Annotated in this window: 13 protein-coding genes; 10 read left to right on the top strand and 3 right to left on the bottom strand. The window is 70.5% G+C overall.

From position 1 onward, the window contains the following. Positions 1-120 precede the first annotated feature (120 nt). The 9 genes from IE206_RS14145 to IE206_RS14185 all read left to right on the top strand — a co-directional run bounded on the left by IE206_RS14145 (position 121) and on the right by IE206_RS14185 (position 9,519). The gene (locus IE206_RS14145; RefSeq protein ID WP_189962480.1) at positions 121-1,716 is read left to right on the top strand and encodes an ABC transporter substrate-binding protein; all 1,596 of its coding nucleotides are present in this window, start codon (positions 121-123) and stop codon (positions 1,714-1,716) included. A gap of 23 nt (positions 1,717-1,739) precedes the next feature. After that, positions 1,740-2,705, top strand: a complete 966-nt coding sequence (locus tag IE206_RS14150; protein ID WP_189962616.1) for an ABC transporter permease — start codon at positions 1,740-1,742, stop codon at positions 2,703-2,705. Then, complete coding sequence (locus IE206_RS14155; protein WP_189962481.1) at positions 2,698-3,567, top strand: ABC transporter permease; 870 nt, start codon at positions 2,698-2,700, stop codon at positions 3,565-3,567. Before IE206_RS14150 ends, IE206_RS14155 begins: the two co-directional genes overlap by 8 nt. After that, complete coding sequence (locus IE206_RS14160; RefSeq protein ID WP_373300920.1) at positions 3,549-4,532, top strand: ABC transporter ATP-binding protein; 984 nt, start codon at positions 3,549-3,551, stop codon at positions 4,530-4,532. The genes IE206_RS14155 and IE206_RS14160 overlap by 19 nt, the downstream gene beginning before the upstream one ends. Next, complete coding sequence (locus IE206_RS14165; RefSeq protein WP_189962482.1) at positions 4,525-5,184, top strand: ABC transporter ATP-binding protein; 660 nt, start codon at positions 4,525-4,527, stop codon at positions 5,182-5,184. The genes IE206_RS14160 and IE206_RS14165 overlap by 8 nt, the downstream gene beginning before the upstream one ends. Before the next feature lie 171 nt (positions 5,185-5,355). Next, complete coding sequence (locus IE206_RS14170) at positions 5,356-6,156, top strand: phosphatidylinositol-specific phospholipase C/glycerophosphodiester phosphodiesterase family protein (protein WP_189962617.1); 801 nt, start codon at positions 5,356-5,358, stop codon at positions 6,154-6,156. 117 nt (positions 6,157-6,273) lie between these two features. Further along, positions 6,274-6,468, top strand: a complete 195-nt coding sequence (locus IE206_RS14175) for a hypothetical protein (RefSeq protein ID WP_189962483.1) — start codon at positions 6,274-6,276, stop codon at positions 6,466-6,468. Continuing rightward, positions 6,465-7,640: a winged helix DNA-binding domain-containing protein gene (locus IE206_RS14180; protein ID WP_189962484.1), complete on the top strand. Its 1,176-nt coding sequence runs from the start codon at positions 6,465-6,467 to the stop codon at positions 7,638-7,640. The genes IE206_RS14175 and IE206_RS14180 overlap by 4 nt, the downstream gene beginning before the upstream one ends. Before the next feature lie 307 nt (positions 7,641-7,947). Continuing rightward, positions 7,948-9,519: a hypothetical protein gene (locus IE206_RS14185; RefSeq protein ID WP_189962485.1), complete on the top strand. Its 1,572-nt coding sequence runs from the start codon at positions 7,948-7,950 to the stop codon at positions 9,517-9,519. Between the two features lie 22 nt (positions 9,520-9,541). On the opposite strand, the gene IE206_RS14190 is transcribed toward IE206_RS14185, so the two are convergent. Continuing rightward, complete coding sequence (locus tag IE206_RS14190) at positions 9,542-9,928, bottom strand: DUF779 domain-containing protein (protein WP_189962486.1); 387 nt, start codon at positions 9,926-9,928, stop codon at positions 9,542-9,544. Positions 9,929-10,139: 211 nt separating this feature from the next. On the opposite strand from IE206_RS14190, the gene IE206_RS14195 reads away from it, so the two are divergent. Then, positions 10,140-11,642 carry a carotenoid oxygenase family protein gene (locus tag IE206_RS14195; protein WP_189962487.1) on the top strand — a complete coding sequence of 501 codons (1,503 nt, stop codon included), beginning with the start codon at positions 10,140-10,142 and terminating at the stop codon, positions 11,640-11,642. 12 nt (positions 11,643-11,654) lie between these two features. Here IE206_RS14195 and IE206_RS14200 read toward each other — a convergent pair whose 3' ends face one another. Next, entirely contained in the window at positions 11,655-13,106 is a 1,452-nt protein-coding gene (locus IE206_RS14200; protein ID WP_189962618.1) for an amino acid permease, read from the bottom strand. Between the two features lie 157 nt (positions 13,107-13,263). Next, a complete protein-coding gene (locus IE206_RS14205; RefSeq protein WP_189962488.1) occupies positions 13,264-14,220 on the bottom strand; it encodes a hypothetical protein in 957 nt (318 codons plus the stop codon). Positions 14,221-14,472: the final 252 nt, after the last annotated feature.

Genomic DNA, 14,472 nt, shown 5'->3' on the forward strand with positions numbered 1-14,472 from the left:
CCCGGTCCGCGCCCCCGCGCGCGGACCGGGGCCGGCCGTTTTTGACCACTCCTTTACATGCGGGTTTAATTGCGATTTGTTCGCAATAGCAGTTGATCTTCAGCAAGGGGTGTGGGCCGCATGACCGCCCGTTCCATACGTGCCGCGGCCGCAGCGGTACTGGCCGGGGCTCTCGCCGTCGGCACGGCCGCCTGCTCCAACCCGGGTGGTGGGGCGGCCGGGAGCGGCAAGAAGGATTCCGCGGTCGTCGGCATCGCCTACGAGCCCGAGACGCTCAGCCCGCTCCTCGGCTACGGCAAGGACGGCAACTCCAAGCTCTTCGACGGGCTGCTCACCTTCGACGCCGACATGAGGCTGCGGCCGGCGCTGGCCACCGCGCTGCCCGAAGTGAGCGCGGACCGGCTGACCTACACGTACAAGCTGCGCCAAGGCGTGAAGTTCAGCGACGGCAAGCCGTTCTCGGCCAAGGACGTCGTGTTCACCTACACGAAGATCCTCGACCCGAAGACCAACAACCCGTCCAAGGGCGAACTCGACGCGGTGAAGTCCGTCGAGGCCAAGGGCGACGACACGGTGGTCTTCACCCTCAAGTACCCCTATGCCCCGTTCGCCGAGCGGACCGTGCTGCCCGTCGTCCCCGAACACGTCGCCGCCCAGCAGGACGTCAACTCGGGCGCCTTCTCCAGCGCGCCCGTCGGCACCGGCCCCTACACCCTCACCAAGTGGTCGAAGGGCGAGAAGATCACCTTCTCCGCGAACCCCTCGTACTGGGGCGGCGCGCCCGCCGTGAAGAAGTTCACGATGGCGATCATCAAGGACGACGACGTCCGCGCGACCCGGCTGCGCGTCGGCGACCTCGACGGCGCGATCCTGCCGCCCAACCTCGCCAAGACGTTCAAGGACGACAAGGGCAAGAAGACGTACGCGGCGAAGACGTACGACTACCGCAACGTCACCCTGCCCACCGGCAACAAGGTCGCCGGTGACACCGCGGTGCGCCAGGCCCTCGATCTCGCCGTCGACCGCAGGGCCATGGTCGACCGCATCCTGGAAGGCGCGGGCAAGCCGGCCTACGGCCCGGTGCCGACCGGCAGCCCGTGGTTCGCCGCCGGCACCGAGCGCGCCCACGACCTCGGCAAGGCGCAGAAGTTCCTCGACGACGCGGGCTGGAAGCCGGGCGCCGACGGCATCCGCGAGAAGGACGGCGTCAAAGCCGCCTTCCCGCTCTGGTACCTCTCCGGCGACAAGCTCCGCCAGGACCACGCCCTCGCGTTCGCCTCCGACGCCAAGAAGGCGGGCATCGCCGTCACCGCCCAGGCAGGCACCTGGGAGGTCATCGAGCCCCGCATGAAGCAGGACGCGGTCCTCGCGGGGGGCGGATCCCCCGGAGACCCCGACTTCGACCAGTACAACCTGCTGAAGTCCTCGCTGGCGGGCGACGGCTTCAACAACATGGCCTCGTATGCTAACGACACCGTCGACAAGGCCCTCGACGACGCCCGCAAGAGCGGCGACCAGGCCGTCCGCAAGACCGCGTACGACACCATCCAGCGCGAGCTCGTGAAGAACCCGGGGTACACCTTCCTCACCCACATCGACCACCTGTACGTCGTCAACGACAAGTGGAAGGGGCTTTCCACCCAGGTCGAACCGCACGACCACGGGCTCGCGTCCGGCCCCTGGTGGGACGTCGAGAAGTGGACGCCGAAGAAGTGAGCCGCCGCCTCCCGTGGGGGGCGATGGGCCGCATGACGGGGCGGCGGATCCTGTCCGCCGTCCCCGTCCTGCTCGCCGTCACCTTCGGCGTCTTCGCCGTCGCCGCCGCGTCCCCCTTCGACCCCGTCAAGGCGTACGCGGGCACCGCCGGACTCACCGCCTCCCAGGCCGATCTGGACCAGCTGCGCGCCAACCTCGGCGTGGACCAGCCGCTCGTCCGGCGCTGGTGGGACTGGCTGAGCTCGGCCCTCACCGGCGACCTCGGCGACTCCAGCGTGCTGCGCCAGCCCGTCGCCGACGTCATCGCCGAACGCATCGGCTGGTCGGCACTCCTCGCCACCGCCGCCTTCGCGATCGCGGTCCTGCTCGGCACCGCGCTCGGCGTGCTCGCCGCGCGCCGCCGCGGCGGCTGGCTCGACCGCTGCGTCAGCTCCGCCGCCTACACCCTCGAAGCCGCCCCCGCCTTCTGGCTCGGCCTGCTCGCCATCTGGTTCTTCGCGCTCGAACTCGGCGCGCTGCCGGCCGGGGGCCTGACCGACACCGCGAGCGACACGGTCACCCCCGGCCAGGTCATCAGCCACCTCGTGCTCCCGGCGGGCGTGCTCGGCCTGTCCCAACTGCCCTGGTTCTTCCTGTACGTACGCCAAGGCGTCGGCGACGCGCTGGACGAGGACCCCGTGCGCGGCGCACGGGCGCGCGGCCTCGCCGAACGCACCGTCCTGACCGGCCACGCCCTGCGCTCCGGCATGCTCCCCATGCTGACCCTGATCGGCTCCCGCGTCCCCGAACTGATCACCGGTGCGCTGCTCGTCGAGACGGTCTTCAGCTGGCCCGGCATCGCCGCCGCCACCGTGCAGGCCGCGACCTCCGTCGACTTCCCGCTGCTCGCCGCCCTCACGGTGCTCGCGACCGCCGCCGTGCTCCTCGGCAACCTGCTCTCCGACCTCCTTTACGGACTCGCCGACCCGAGGGTGGGATTCGATGGCTGACGCCCGCCAGAGCCCGCTGCAAAAGGTCCTTGGTCGGTCCACCCGCACCCTGCGCGTCCGCGCCTCGGTGATCATCATGGCTGTCGTCGTGCTCGCCGTCGTCCTTGTACCGCCGCTGGCCCAGCTCGACCAACAGGCCGTGGACCTCGCCCAAAAGCTCCGACCTCCGTCCTGGGCCCACCCGTTCGGCACCGATGACGTCGGCCGCGACCTGCTGCTCCGCTGCGTGTACGGGCTGCGCGTCTCGCTGATGGTGGGCGCCGTCGCAGCCCTCGCCGCAACCCTCATCGGCACGGCGGTCGGCGCGGCCGCCGGAGCCTTCGGCGGCTGGACCGACCGGGTTGTCATGCGGCTCGTCGACACCTGCTCGTCCGTACCGCACCTGCTGCTCGGCATCTTCGTCGTGGCGATGTTCCGACCGGGGGTGTGGCCGGTCGTGGCGTCGGTCGCGCTGACGCACTGGCTGTCGACGGCCCGCATCGTCCGCTCCGAAATCCTGTCCCTGCGCTCGCGCCCGTTCATCGACGCGGCGATCTCGGGCGGTGCCTCGCGGTGGCGGGTGACGGTACGTCATCTACTGCCCGGTGTGGTGCCGCAAGCCGGTCTCGCGGCCGTTCTTATGGTGCCGCACGCCATGTGGCACGAGTCCGCCCTGTCCTTCCTCGGCCTCGGTCTGCCCGCCCACCAGGCCAGCCTAGGCAACCTCGTCCAGAGCGCGCGCGGCTCGCTGCTCGCGGGGGACTGGTGGCCGACCCTGTTCCCCGGCCTCCTCCTGATCCTGCCAACCCTCGCCATCGCGGGCCTGGTCGGAGCCTGGCGGGAACGGCTGAGCCCGCGCCGCCGATCGGAGCTGATGCTGTGACCGCCGGGACCCTCAATGCGACCCTGTCCGTACGGAACCTGTCCGTACGCTTCCGGATGCGGGGCGGCCGACACATCGCCGCCGTCACCGATGCCTCCTTCGACCTGGCGGTGGGGGAGTGCCTCGCGCTCGTCGGCGAGAGCGGCTGCGGAAAGTCGGTCCTCGCCTCCGCGCTGCTCGGCCTGCTGCCCGCCAACGCCGAATGCGAGGGTGCCGCGCTGCTCGACGACGGCACGGACCTGATCACCGCCGGCGAGCGGCTGCTCGCCCGCACGGTACGGGGCCGGCGCATCGGCCTCGTACCGCAGAGCCCGGCCGCCCACCTGACCCCAGTACGCACCGTGAGTAGTCAACTGTCCGAGACCATAAGGGAGTTGAGGCCTGTCCCGCGCCAAGAGCGGCGTGCCGCCGCGCACGCCGCTGCCGGGCGGGCGGCCTTCCCGGCCGACCACCTGGACCGCTACCCGCACGAACTGTCCGGCGGCCTCGCCCAGCGCGCCGCGACCGCCCTCGCCCTCGTCGGTGACGCACCCCTGCTGCTCGCCGACGAGCCGACGACGGGGCTCGACCGCGCGCTGGTCGAGCGCACGGCCGACGAACTGCGCCGCACCGTGGACGAGGGCCGCGCCCTGCTGATGATCACGCACGACCTCGCTGCGGCCGCCCGGATCGCGGACCGGGTCGCCGTGATGTACGCGGGCCGGATCGTCGAACTCGCCGACGCCACCAGGTTCTTCGGCGAGCCGGGTCCCCTTCACCCGTACGCTCGTGGTCTGCTCGATGCCCTGCCGGAACGGTCCTTCCAGCCCATCCCCGGTATGCCGCCGGAGCTGGGAGACCTCCCGGCGGGGTGCGCGTTCGCACCCCGCTGCGACCTGGCCGACGCGCTCTGCGGCACCCAGCCGCGGTTCGACGGCCGGGTCGCCTGCCACCACGCCCACACGGAGGACCCCAGCCGTGCTTGAGCTCAGCAACATCACAGCCGGTTACGAGCGGGGCAAGCCCGTCGTACGTGACGTGAGCCTGGCCGTGTCCCGCGGCGAGGCGGTCGGTCTGCTCGGCCCCAGCGGTTGCGGCAAGTCCACCCTGGCCAGGGTCGCCGCCCTGCTGCACCGGCCCGACGCCGGGACGGTCGTCCTGGACGGCACCACGGTCACCGACTACCGCCACCGCGCTCCGCGCGCCCTGCGCACCACCGTGGGCGTCGTCTTCCAGTCGCCCCGGCTCTCCGCCGACCCGAGGCTGCGGCTGCGCGACCTGATCGCCGAACCCCTGAAGGCGACCGGGCGGCGGATCGAGATCCGCGAGCGGGTCGACGAACTGGCCCGTGCGGTCGGCCTCGGCGGCGACCTCCTGACCCGCAGCGTCCACGAGGTCAGCGACGGCCAGCTCCAACGCGCCTGCCTGGCACGGGCGTTGGTGCTGCGTCCGCGCCTGCTGATCTGCGACGAGATGACCGCGATGCTGGACGCCTCGACGACGGCCGCGCTGGTCGCGGCGGTCGAGAACTACCGTCGCGAGACGCAGGCATCCCTGCTGGCCGTCGGCCACGACCAGGTCCTCCTCGACCGCTGGTGCGACCGCACGGTCAGCTGGGACGTCCCGCCGCCGGCCTGACCGGCAGGTGACGGCGGGGCGAAGGACCGGCCAACTCTGCTCAGTCATGCATCAGTTGTGAGCAGGCCCCACGCATACTCGGTCGCGTCCGGTCCCTCGTTCCCCGGGAGCGCACCCACGGCCCACCTCACCCGTCGCAGCGCTGTCACCGCCCTCGCCGCAGCCGTCGCCGTGCCCGTCCTGGCCGGCACCGCCCGCGCGGCCGGGCATCCCTCCGGCCCCAGACCCCTGCGCAGAACCCACGCGCACAACGACTACGAGCACACCCACCCCCTCTTCGACGCCCTCGGCCACGGCTTCACCAGCGTCGAGGCCGACATCTTCCTCGTCGACGGCCAGCTTCTCGTCGGCCACGACCCCACCGAGCTCGACCCGAGCCGCACCCTCGAATCCCTCTACCTCGACCCGCTGCACAAGCTGATCCGCGCCAACCACGGCTCGGTGTACCGGGGTTACCGCCACCCGCTCCAGCTGCTCATCGACATCAAGACCGAGGGGGCGGCCACCTATCTCGAACTCGACCGGCACCTCGTCCCGTACCGCCATCTCTTCAGCTCGTACGCACACGGCCGGGTGCATACCAGTGCCATCACCGCGGTCGTCTCCGGCGACCGGGGCGCCCGTACGCCCATGGAGGCGCAGCAGGTGCGGTACGCCTTCTACGACGGGCGGCTCGACGACCTCGGGACGGCCGCCACCGCCTCCTTCATCCCGCTGATCAGCGAGGCATGGACCGACCACTTCACCTGGACCGGCGCCGGACCCTTCCCCGCCGCCGAACGCGCCCTGCTGCACGACCTGGTGGCCCGCACCCATGCGGGGCGCCGGCAGCTGAGGTTCTGGGCGACCCCGGACGTCGCCGGGCCCGAACGCGGCGCCCTGTGGCGCGAGCTGTACACCGCCGGGATCGACTGGTTCAACACCGACGACCTCGCCGGACTCGAAGCCTTCCTCCGCGGCCACGGCGCGTAGCGGCATCACGCGCAGTCAACACCCGTACGGGGGACATGTCTTGAACCGGTGAACAGCGCCTCCTCCGCCACACTGACGCCCGAGTGCCGCGATTCGGCGCGGCGGAGGAGGCTCGTCATGGCTGTATCGGTCTCGGTGGTCCTACTGCTGCTCGTGCTCGCGGTGATCTTCCTGCGGAGCGGCGGGCTCAAGCCCTCCCACGCGATCGTCTGCGCGCTGCTCGGCTTCGTCCTGGCCGGTACGAGCATGGCGACCACCATCCAGGACGGCCTCAACGCGACAGCCGGTGTGGTCGGTAGCCTCAAGCCATGACCAAGGCCCGCCGGAAGATCACCGCCGAGGAGCGGCGCGCCCGTCTCGGCGCCCGCCACCTGCTCAGCCCCGCCGCCCGCGCACGTACACCGGAGGCGGTCGCCGAGGCGGTGCTCGGCCTGCACGCCACGGACCCCGCGTCCGTCTACCTCAGCGTCGCCGCCCGGCTGAAGGACCCCTCGGTGGCGGACCTGGAGCGCGCACTGTACGAGGACCACACGCTGGTGCGGATGCTCTGCATGCGGCGCACCATGTTCGTGGTGCCGCGCGAGCTCGCCCCCGTCGTGGACGCTTCGACCGCCCGCGCCGTCGCGGCCCGCGAACGCAGGAACCTCGCCAAGGTCATCCAGGAACAGCTCGGTTTCGACGAGCGCTGGTTCGCCGCGACCGAGGCCGCGGTGCTGGCCGCGCTTGAGCGCCGAGGAGAGGCGACCGCCGCCCAACTGGCCGACGACGTACCCGACCTGAAGTCACAGATCGTCCAGTCCGAGGGCAAGCCGTACGAGGCCCGGCCCCGCATCACCAGCCGGTTCCTTGGTGTGATGGCCGCCGAGAGCCGCATCCGGCGCGGCCGGCCGCTCGGCACCTGGGCCTCCAGCCAGTACCGCTGGATCCCCGCCGAACCGCACCCCGACCTGCCCCTCGACGAGGCCAAGGCGGAGCTCGCGGCGCGGTACCTGGCCGCGTTCGGGCCCGCCACCGCGGAGGACGTCAAGTGGTGGACGGGGTGGACGCTCACCGACACCCGCAAGGCCCTTGCCCGCACCGAGGCGGTCGAGGTCGACCTCGACGCCGGTCCGGGGCACGCGCTGCCCGCCCACCTCGAACCCCCTGCCGAGCCCGAGCCCTGGGCGGCGCTCCTTCCCGCCCTCGATCCCACCCCCATGGGCTGGCGGCATCGTGACTGGTACCTCGATGCCGCGCATGTGGCCGAACTCTTCGACACGAACGGGAACATCGGGCCCAGTGTGTGGTGGAACGGGCGGGTTGTGGGCGGGTGGGCCCAGCGGGGCGACGGGTCGATCGTTACGGAGGTCCTCGCCGGGGCGGGGGTGGGGCGGGATGCGCGGGCGGCGATCGCCGCCGAAGCTGATCGGCTTGCTGCGTTCTTCGGCTCTGTGCGCATCAAGCCGAGCTTCCGCACCCCGCTTGAGCGGAGGCTCGCTCAGTAAACCCTGCGGGGTTGAGCTTTGGGGTGCGGGGCCGGTGGCGCTTGTTGCGCCCACGCGGCGGAGCCGCACAATGTCACAGCCCCGCGCCCTTGAAACCCGCTCTCGGGTGCGGCCCGTGCGTGGTGCTTGCGCTGCTCCCCGCGCCCTTTCAGGGCGCTGCCCTCAACTGGGCTTGTTCGTAGGGCGTGTTGCGCGGCCATGACGCATACATGAAACCCCCTCACCTTCCATGGACACTTCCAGCACGCACCTCTAACGTCCGATGGCGGCGCGACGACCTTCTTTCGTACGCATACCTAGGAGCCGCATGTCCCCCAGAGCGTTTGCCCGTGTGCTGGCCCTGACGCTTGCCGTCACCGCCGGCACCCTCGTGGGGCCGGGTGGGGTTCGGGCCGCTGAGATTCCCAAGGCGCCCGGGCACCGGCTGGTCAGTCAGTACGAGGGTGCTCCCGCGACCGCGCAGCCGGTTGCGGCGCCCGTGCCCGCGCAGAACCCGTTCATGGCGGCCAACGGGCGCAACGGCATGCACGGTGACTCCTGGGGGAGCGGCACCCACCCGTACTCCGGGCCGCTCGGGCGTGATCCCCAGGTCACGAGCGAGCAGATCGCGCCGCTCGGCGGCGAGTGCGCCACCGCCACCTTCGACGCGGCGGGCCGGCTCATCACCGTGTGCGGCACGTTCCAGGGCTTCAAGCTGAAGCTCCTCGACGCGCACACCCTGGCCACCCTCGCCGAGTACCAACTGCCGCAGCGCCCCTCCACCGTCGAGGCGATCACCCGGCTCGACTTCGAGAAGATCTTCAAGGACACCTCGGGCGGCGCCTACTTCTACCTGGACAACCTCGACCGGGTGGTCCTCGCAGACTCCCGCCACCACATCCTGCGCATCGCGCACCGGCAGGCGGCGGACGGCAGTTGGGCGTTCGTTGTCGACAACGACTGGGATCTCTCCGGTGTCGTTCCGCACGACTGCATCAGCTGGACCAACCTCTTCCCCAGCGGCACCTGCGACCCTGTCACCTCCGTCATGCCGGACTGGCAGGGGCGCATCTGGTGGGTGACCCGGCTCGGCCGCGTGGGCACGGTCGACCCGGGGACCGGGGCCGTCCACTCGACGCGGCTCGCCGGCGAGGAGATCCAGAACTCCTTCTCCGTGGCCGAGGACGGCGTGTCCATCGTCTCCGACCACGCCCTCTACAGCTTCCGCGCCGCCGCCGACGGCACGCCCACCGTGCAGTGGCGCCAGACCTACGACCGGGGGACCGGCACCAAGCCCGGCTCCGTGAACCAGGGTTCCGGCACCACCCCCGACCTGTTCGGCGACGGCTATGTGGCGATCACCGACAACGCCGACGACCGGATGCACGTCGTCGTCTACCGGCGCGGCAACGACGTGCCCGACGGACAGCGCGAGGTGTGCAGGATCCCGGTGTTCGGCTCGGGGCAGTCGACCACCGACAACTCCCTCATCACCTGGGGCAACAGCCTCGTCGTCGAGAACAACTACGGCTACGAGAACCTGACTTCGCTCACCTTCGGTCGCAGCGTCGTGGGAGGAGCAACGCGCATCGATGTACGCAAGGACGGCAGCGGCTGCGACACGGTGTGGCAGAGCGCCGTCCGCTCACCCTCGGTCGTGCCGAAGCTGTCGACCGCCAACGGGCTCGTGTACTTCTACGAGAAGGAGCCCAACGCGCTCGGCATCGACGCCTGGTACCTGACCGCCGTCGACTTCCGCACCGGCGCCGTCCGCTGGAGGAAGCTCACCGGGACCGGCCCCGCGTACGACAACAATTGGGCGCCGATCACCATCGGCCCCGACGGCACCGCGTACATCGGCGTCTTCAACGGCATCGCGGCCGTACGCGACCAGGGCTGAGCTCCCAGGGGGCGGCGGGTGCTCAGATCAGCCGGGACCGGATGAGGAACCTCACTCCTTCCGGCGCTTCGAGCGAGAACCCGCTGCCCCGTCCCTCCACCACGTCGACGATCAGCCGGGTGTGCCGCCAGAGTTCGTACTGGCTCGTCGACATCCAGAACGGGATGCGCTCGTCGACACCCTCCACCGCGAGGGAGGCGAGCAGGACGTCCGAGCCGCCGGTACGGAACTCGCCCGCCGGGTAGCACATCGGCGCGCTGCCGTCACAGCAGCCGCCCGACTGATGGAACATCAGCGGACCGTGCATCGAGCGCAGCCTTCGGATCAACTCGCCCGCCGCGACGGTGATGTCGACCGTCTGGGCGTCCGTTGCCGTCGGCGTCGGTTCCGGGTGGTCTGCGGGCGTCATCGTCTCCCTCGCTCCTACGGGCCGTGGTGCGCGATCCGGCAGTCACACCTCACCATGCGGGTGGTTGCAAGCGGGTTGCAACCACCTGGCACCCGGGGGCCTGGCACCACCCCTGTCCGGGCCCCAGGCCTCCTGACCCCGGGGCCGCTCCTGCCACAGGATCGTGAGCGACAGATCCGTACGGCGAGAACAGAAGGCAGGAGGCCCGGCAATGACCGGTCACACTCGGCGGAACGTGCTGCGGGGCACGGCGGCGATCGCGCTGGCGGGAGGGGCGATGGCACTGGGCGGCGGGCCGGCGGCGGCCACGGTCCCGGCCGCCTCCGCGGCCCCGGGCGGCAGCCCCTTCTACGAAGGCGTCTTCGCGCCGGTGACGGAAGAGCTGACGGCGTTCTCGCTGCCCGTCACCGGCCGCATCCCGCGCGGGCTGAACGGCCGCTATCTGCGCAACGGGCCCAACGCCTTCGGCATCGAGGACCCGCGAGCCCACCACTGGATGATCGGCCCCGGCATGGTGCACGGCGTCCGCCTCAGGAACGGCCGCGCCGAGTGGTACCGCAACCGCTGGGTCCGCTCGGCCGCCGTCGCCGGGAAACTGGGGGAGAAGTACCCGGGTCCGGTGCCCGAGGACGACTTCGCCTGCAACACCCATGTGATCCCGTACAAGGGACGCATCCTCGCGACTCAGGAGAGCGGGCCGCTGCCGTACGAGCTCGACGGCGAGCTCAACACGGTGCGCCCGTACGACTTCCGGGGCACGTTGAGCGGGGCCTTTGCCGCCCACACCAAGTACGACGCCCACGCCGACGAACTGCACGCCATCGCGTACTACCCGGCCTGGGACCACGTCCGTCACATCGTCGTGGACCGCACCGGGAAGGTGACCAGGACGACCCGGATCCCCATGCCCGCCGGCTCGATGGTGCACGACTTCGGGCTCACCGAGCGGCACGTCGTCGTCATCGACATCCCGGTCTCCTTCGATCCGGAGGCGGCACGCAGCGGCGCGCCCGTGCCGTATGTGTGGGACGACCACCATGCGGCGCGGGTCGGGGTCATGCCGCGCGAGGGCGGCCCGGTCCGCTGGTTCGAGGTGGACCCCGTCTTCTACTCGCACACGCTCAACGCGTACGACGAGGGAGCGGCGGTGGTCATGGACCTCACCACCTACCCCGCGCCGTTCTTCGTCGCCGGGCGTGACTCCGGCGGGCCGGCCGCGACCGGGACGCCCGCGCTCGACCGCTGGACGATCGACCTGGAGCACGGCCGCGTCCATCAGCGGCGGATCGACGACCGGCCCCAGGAGTTCCCGCGGGTCAATGAGGCGAGGGTGTCCAGGCGTCACCGGTACGGCTACTCCGCGGCCGCCGCCGACTTCTTCGCCGCGTACGAGACCGTCGACGGGGTCCCGCCGGACAAGGCGTTCGGCAGCGCCCTGATCAAGCAGGACCTGTTGCGCGGCACCTCCGAGGTGCACCGGCTGCCGAAGGCGGCGGCCGCGGGCGAGGCCGTGTTCGTGCCGCGTGACGCGGACGGTCACAAGGCGGCCGAGGACGACGGCTACGCTCTCGCCTACGTCCACAACCCCGAGCGGGGTGCGAGCGACCTGGTGATCCTGGCTGCCCAGGACTTCACCGGCGAGCCGGTCGCCCGCATCCATCTGCCGGGCCGGGTACCCCTTGGTTTCCACGGCAGTTGGGTACCCGACGCCTGACGTGACCCGGCGTCAGATGAGGTCCATCGCCGCCACCTCGTCGGGGCTGCCGTAGCTGACCGGCCCCTGGAAGCGCCGACGGGCGGTGGCGAACCACCAGACGGTGGCGATGAGCAGCACCGCGCCCAGCGCGATCGGCGCGTAGTTGAAGTTGTCGGCGGTGATGGGGGAGGCCTGGGGGAGCATGAACAGCACACTGCTGAGCGCGATCCAGACCACGGCGATCGCCGCCACCGGCTTGCCGAAGCGCCCCAGGTTCCAGGGGCCCGGCTCGAAGTTGCTCAGCCGCAGCCGCAGGAAGATGGGCACCCCGTACGCCAGATACAGGCCGACCACGTTGACGCTCACGATGGCGGTGAAGGCGGTGTGCGACCACAGGGCCGGAATGATCAGCACGAGCGCACAGGCCGCGGCGAGCCACACCGCCTTCACGGGCGTGCGGGTGCGCAGCGACACCGAGTGCCACCAGCGCGACCCCGGCATCGCCCCGTCCCGGGAGAAGGCGAAGATCTGGCGGGTGTTGCTGGTCATGTTGGCCAGGCCGCAGAACAGCATGGCTCCGATCACAATCAGCAGGAGCAGCTTGGCGGTGCCCGCGCCGAGCGCGTCGACGAGGATCTGCACGGGCGGCGCCGCCGCCTGGAGCTCGGAGGCGTAGTCGCGGATCGCGTACACCAGGGCGAGCATGAGGACGAGGCCGGCGAGCGCCGAGTAGATGATCGCGCGCATGATGCCCTTGGGCGTGTTGACGGTGGCCTTCACCGTCTCCTCGGACATGTGGAAGCTGCCGTCGAAGCCGGTGAACGTCCAGCTCGTGACGAGCAGGCCGAGCATCGCGGCGTACAGGCCGTTGCTGAACCCGGTGCTGTTGACGAAGTGCGTCGCGAACGAGACCGGCTGGTGCGAGGACGGCTTCACGGTCAGGGCCACGACGATCACCACCATGCCGACCAGGAGCCACCACACGGAGATCCGGTTCACCAGGGCGACCAGCTGCACGGTGTAGGTGTTGGCGAGCGCCTGGACCAGCAGGATCGCCGTCGCGATGGCGACCGTCTGCTGCTGGGTGGGCTCGTACGACGACCACTGCATGCCGATGAACGCCTGGATGAAGGTCGCGGCGGCATAGTTGGTCGCGGCCGTGCCGCCGACCTGGCCGACGAAGTTCAGCCACCCCGTGTACCAGGACCAGGCGCCACGATGACGCTTGGCGAGCTTGCCCGCCGAGAAGTAGAGGGCGCCGCTGGTCGGGTAGGCGGACGCGATTTCACCCATCGCGGCGCCCACGAACAGCACCATGACCGAGACGCCGATCCAGCCGAAGACGAGAATGCGGGGGCCGCCCGCGCCCATTCCGAAACCGAATGCGGAGAAGATTCCGGAGATGATGTTGATGATGGTGAAGGATATGGCGAAATTGTCGAAGGCGTGAAATCTCCGGGTGAGTTTCCGGGGATAACCCATCGCGTGCAGCGTGGCATCGTCATCGAGTGCCACGGATGATTCCCGGTCTCGGATCGGTGAGCGGGTGCGGGACGTGCGCTCGGACACAGTGGCAACCTTTCCTTGGGGGTGAAAAGACGCGTAGGTCTCGCGGGCGGGTCTTGGTGGGCCGTCGTGGTCAGGCCGGGGCGGGGGTCGGGAGTCCGCAGGACTTCCTGGCCCTGGTCAGCTGTTCCCCGGGGTCGCCGAACGCGCTCCAGGGCATGCGGGATGCGTACGGACCCATGGCGGTGAGGACTTCCCGCGCTTCGAATTCGCGCTTCGCCATGAACAAGGCGTGCGCCAGATAGGCCAGGTCGAGTACGGGCGTGAAACGGTAACCGGCCACTTGGGGAAACCAGTTGTGGTAAATGCCGAGGACGGTCGCGGCCCATTGCGGCTGTTGCCAGGTGTGGTCCGCGAGGAGCACGTTCGGGTCGTAGTCCTCGACGAGCGCGACCAGGGGCAGCAGCCGTAGCGCGGACGTGGCGGGCGCCCGGTGGCTGAGGAACGAGGCGACGTCCCACCGGGCGCTCGCCGAACCGCCGTGACGGGTGAAGAAGCAGGCCAGAAACCGGTGATGGGCCTCGCGGTGCCAGGGGTCGAGCCGCAGCACATGGGCGAACATCTGCCAAGGGCCGGGCGGCGCGGTGAGCAGTCCTCTCGGGGCCGGATCGCGGGGCCCGTCGATGCGGGCCAGGGCCAGTTGGGCAACCCACGGGGTCGGGTCCTGGGGCAGCAGGCGCGCCGCCCGCACACAGGCCGCCTGCGCTATGCGCAGCAGGGCATCGGCCCGGGCATCCCCGGCATCCGCCATGCGCAGCGCGCGGATCATCGCCACGCGCGCTCCCAACAGGGCTGCTTCCGGGCCGGGTTCCTCGGCCATCCAGCGTTCCGCGAGGTCCGAGTCGGCCGCTTCCGAGGCGAGTACGAGGGACCGGTGGGCCCTCAACTCGTAGTCCCCGCGCGTCTCTTCGAGGACGTTGTGGGCGCCGAGGTAGCGCCCCGCCCGCACATCCGTGCACGCGCGTGCCAGCTCACGATCGTCGGCCGCCGGATGCCACACATAGTGTCCCTCGAACGAGCCGGCAGCCACGATCCTCTCCCCGTCCCCGCAGACGACACCTGCGCCCTACGAATTCCAGCCATGCGGAGTTACGCCGGAGTCCGAGCTCTTACGCAGGTTCACCGACAGCGATCCACACCTTACTCATCCTTTAGGGGTATCGAAACTCGTCGCCCGGAATATCTGGTTCCGTGCCTTTTAGGGATGGGTTGAGGATCGGGTTGAGGAGCGCATATCCACTGGCTTTGAGTCAGTTTCCGGTGGGTCATTCCTGCGTCGTAG

The organism is Streptomyces violascens, from assembly GCF_014649955.1.
Lineage (GTDB): Bacteria > Actinomycetota > Actinomycetes > Streptomycetales > Streptomycetaceae > Streptomyces > Streptomyces violascens.

What these genes read in the sequence shown, in the direction of transcription:
- IE206_RS14145 (WP_189962480.1), top strand. Translation starts at nt 121, where the DNA reads ATGACCGCCCGTTCCATACGTGCCGCGGCCGCAGCGGTACTGGCCGGG.
- IE206_RS14150 (WP_189962616.1), top strand. Translation starts at nt 1,740, where the DNA reads ATGGGCCGCATGACGGGGCGGCGGATCCTGTCCGCCGTCCCCGTCCTG.
- IE206_RS14155 (WP_189962481.1), top strand. Translation starts at nt 2,698, where the DNA reads ATGGCTGACGCCCGCCAGAGCCCGCTGCAAAAGGTCCTTGGTCGGTCC.
- IE206_RS14175 (WP_189962483.1), top strand. Translation starts at nt 6,274, where the DNA reads ATGGCTGTATCGGTCTCGGTGGTCCTACTGCTGCTCGTGCTCGCGGTG.
- IE206_RS14180 (WP_189962484.1), top strand. Translation starts at nt 6,465, where the DNA reads ATGACCAAGGCCCGCCGGAAGATCACCGCCGAGGAGCGGCGCGCCCGT.
- IE206_RS14185 (WP_189962485.1), top strand. Translation starts at nt 7,948, where the DNA reads ATGTCCCCCAGAGCGTTTGCCCGTGTGCTGGCCCTGACGCTTGCCGTC.
- IE206_RS14190 (WP_189962486.1), bottom strand. Translation starts at nt 9,928, where the DNA reads ATGACGCCCGCAGACCACCCGGAACCGACGCCGACGGCAACGGACGCC.
- IE206_RS14195 (WP_189962487.1), top strand. Translation starts at nt 10,140, where the DNA reads ATGACCGGTCACACTCGGCGGAACGTGCTGCGGGGCACGGCGGCGATC.
- IE206_RS14200 (WP_189962618.1), bottom strand. Translation starts at nt 13,106, where the DNA reads ATGGGTTATCCCCGGAAACTCACCCGGAGATTTCACGCCTTCGACAAT.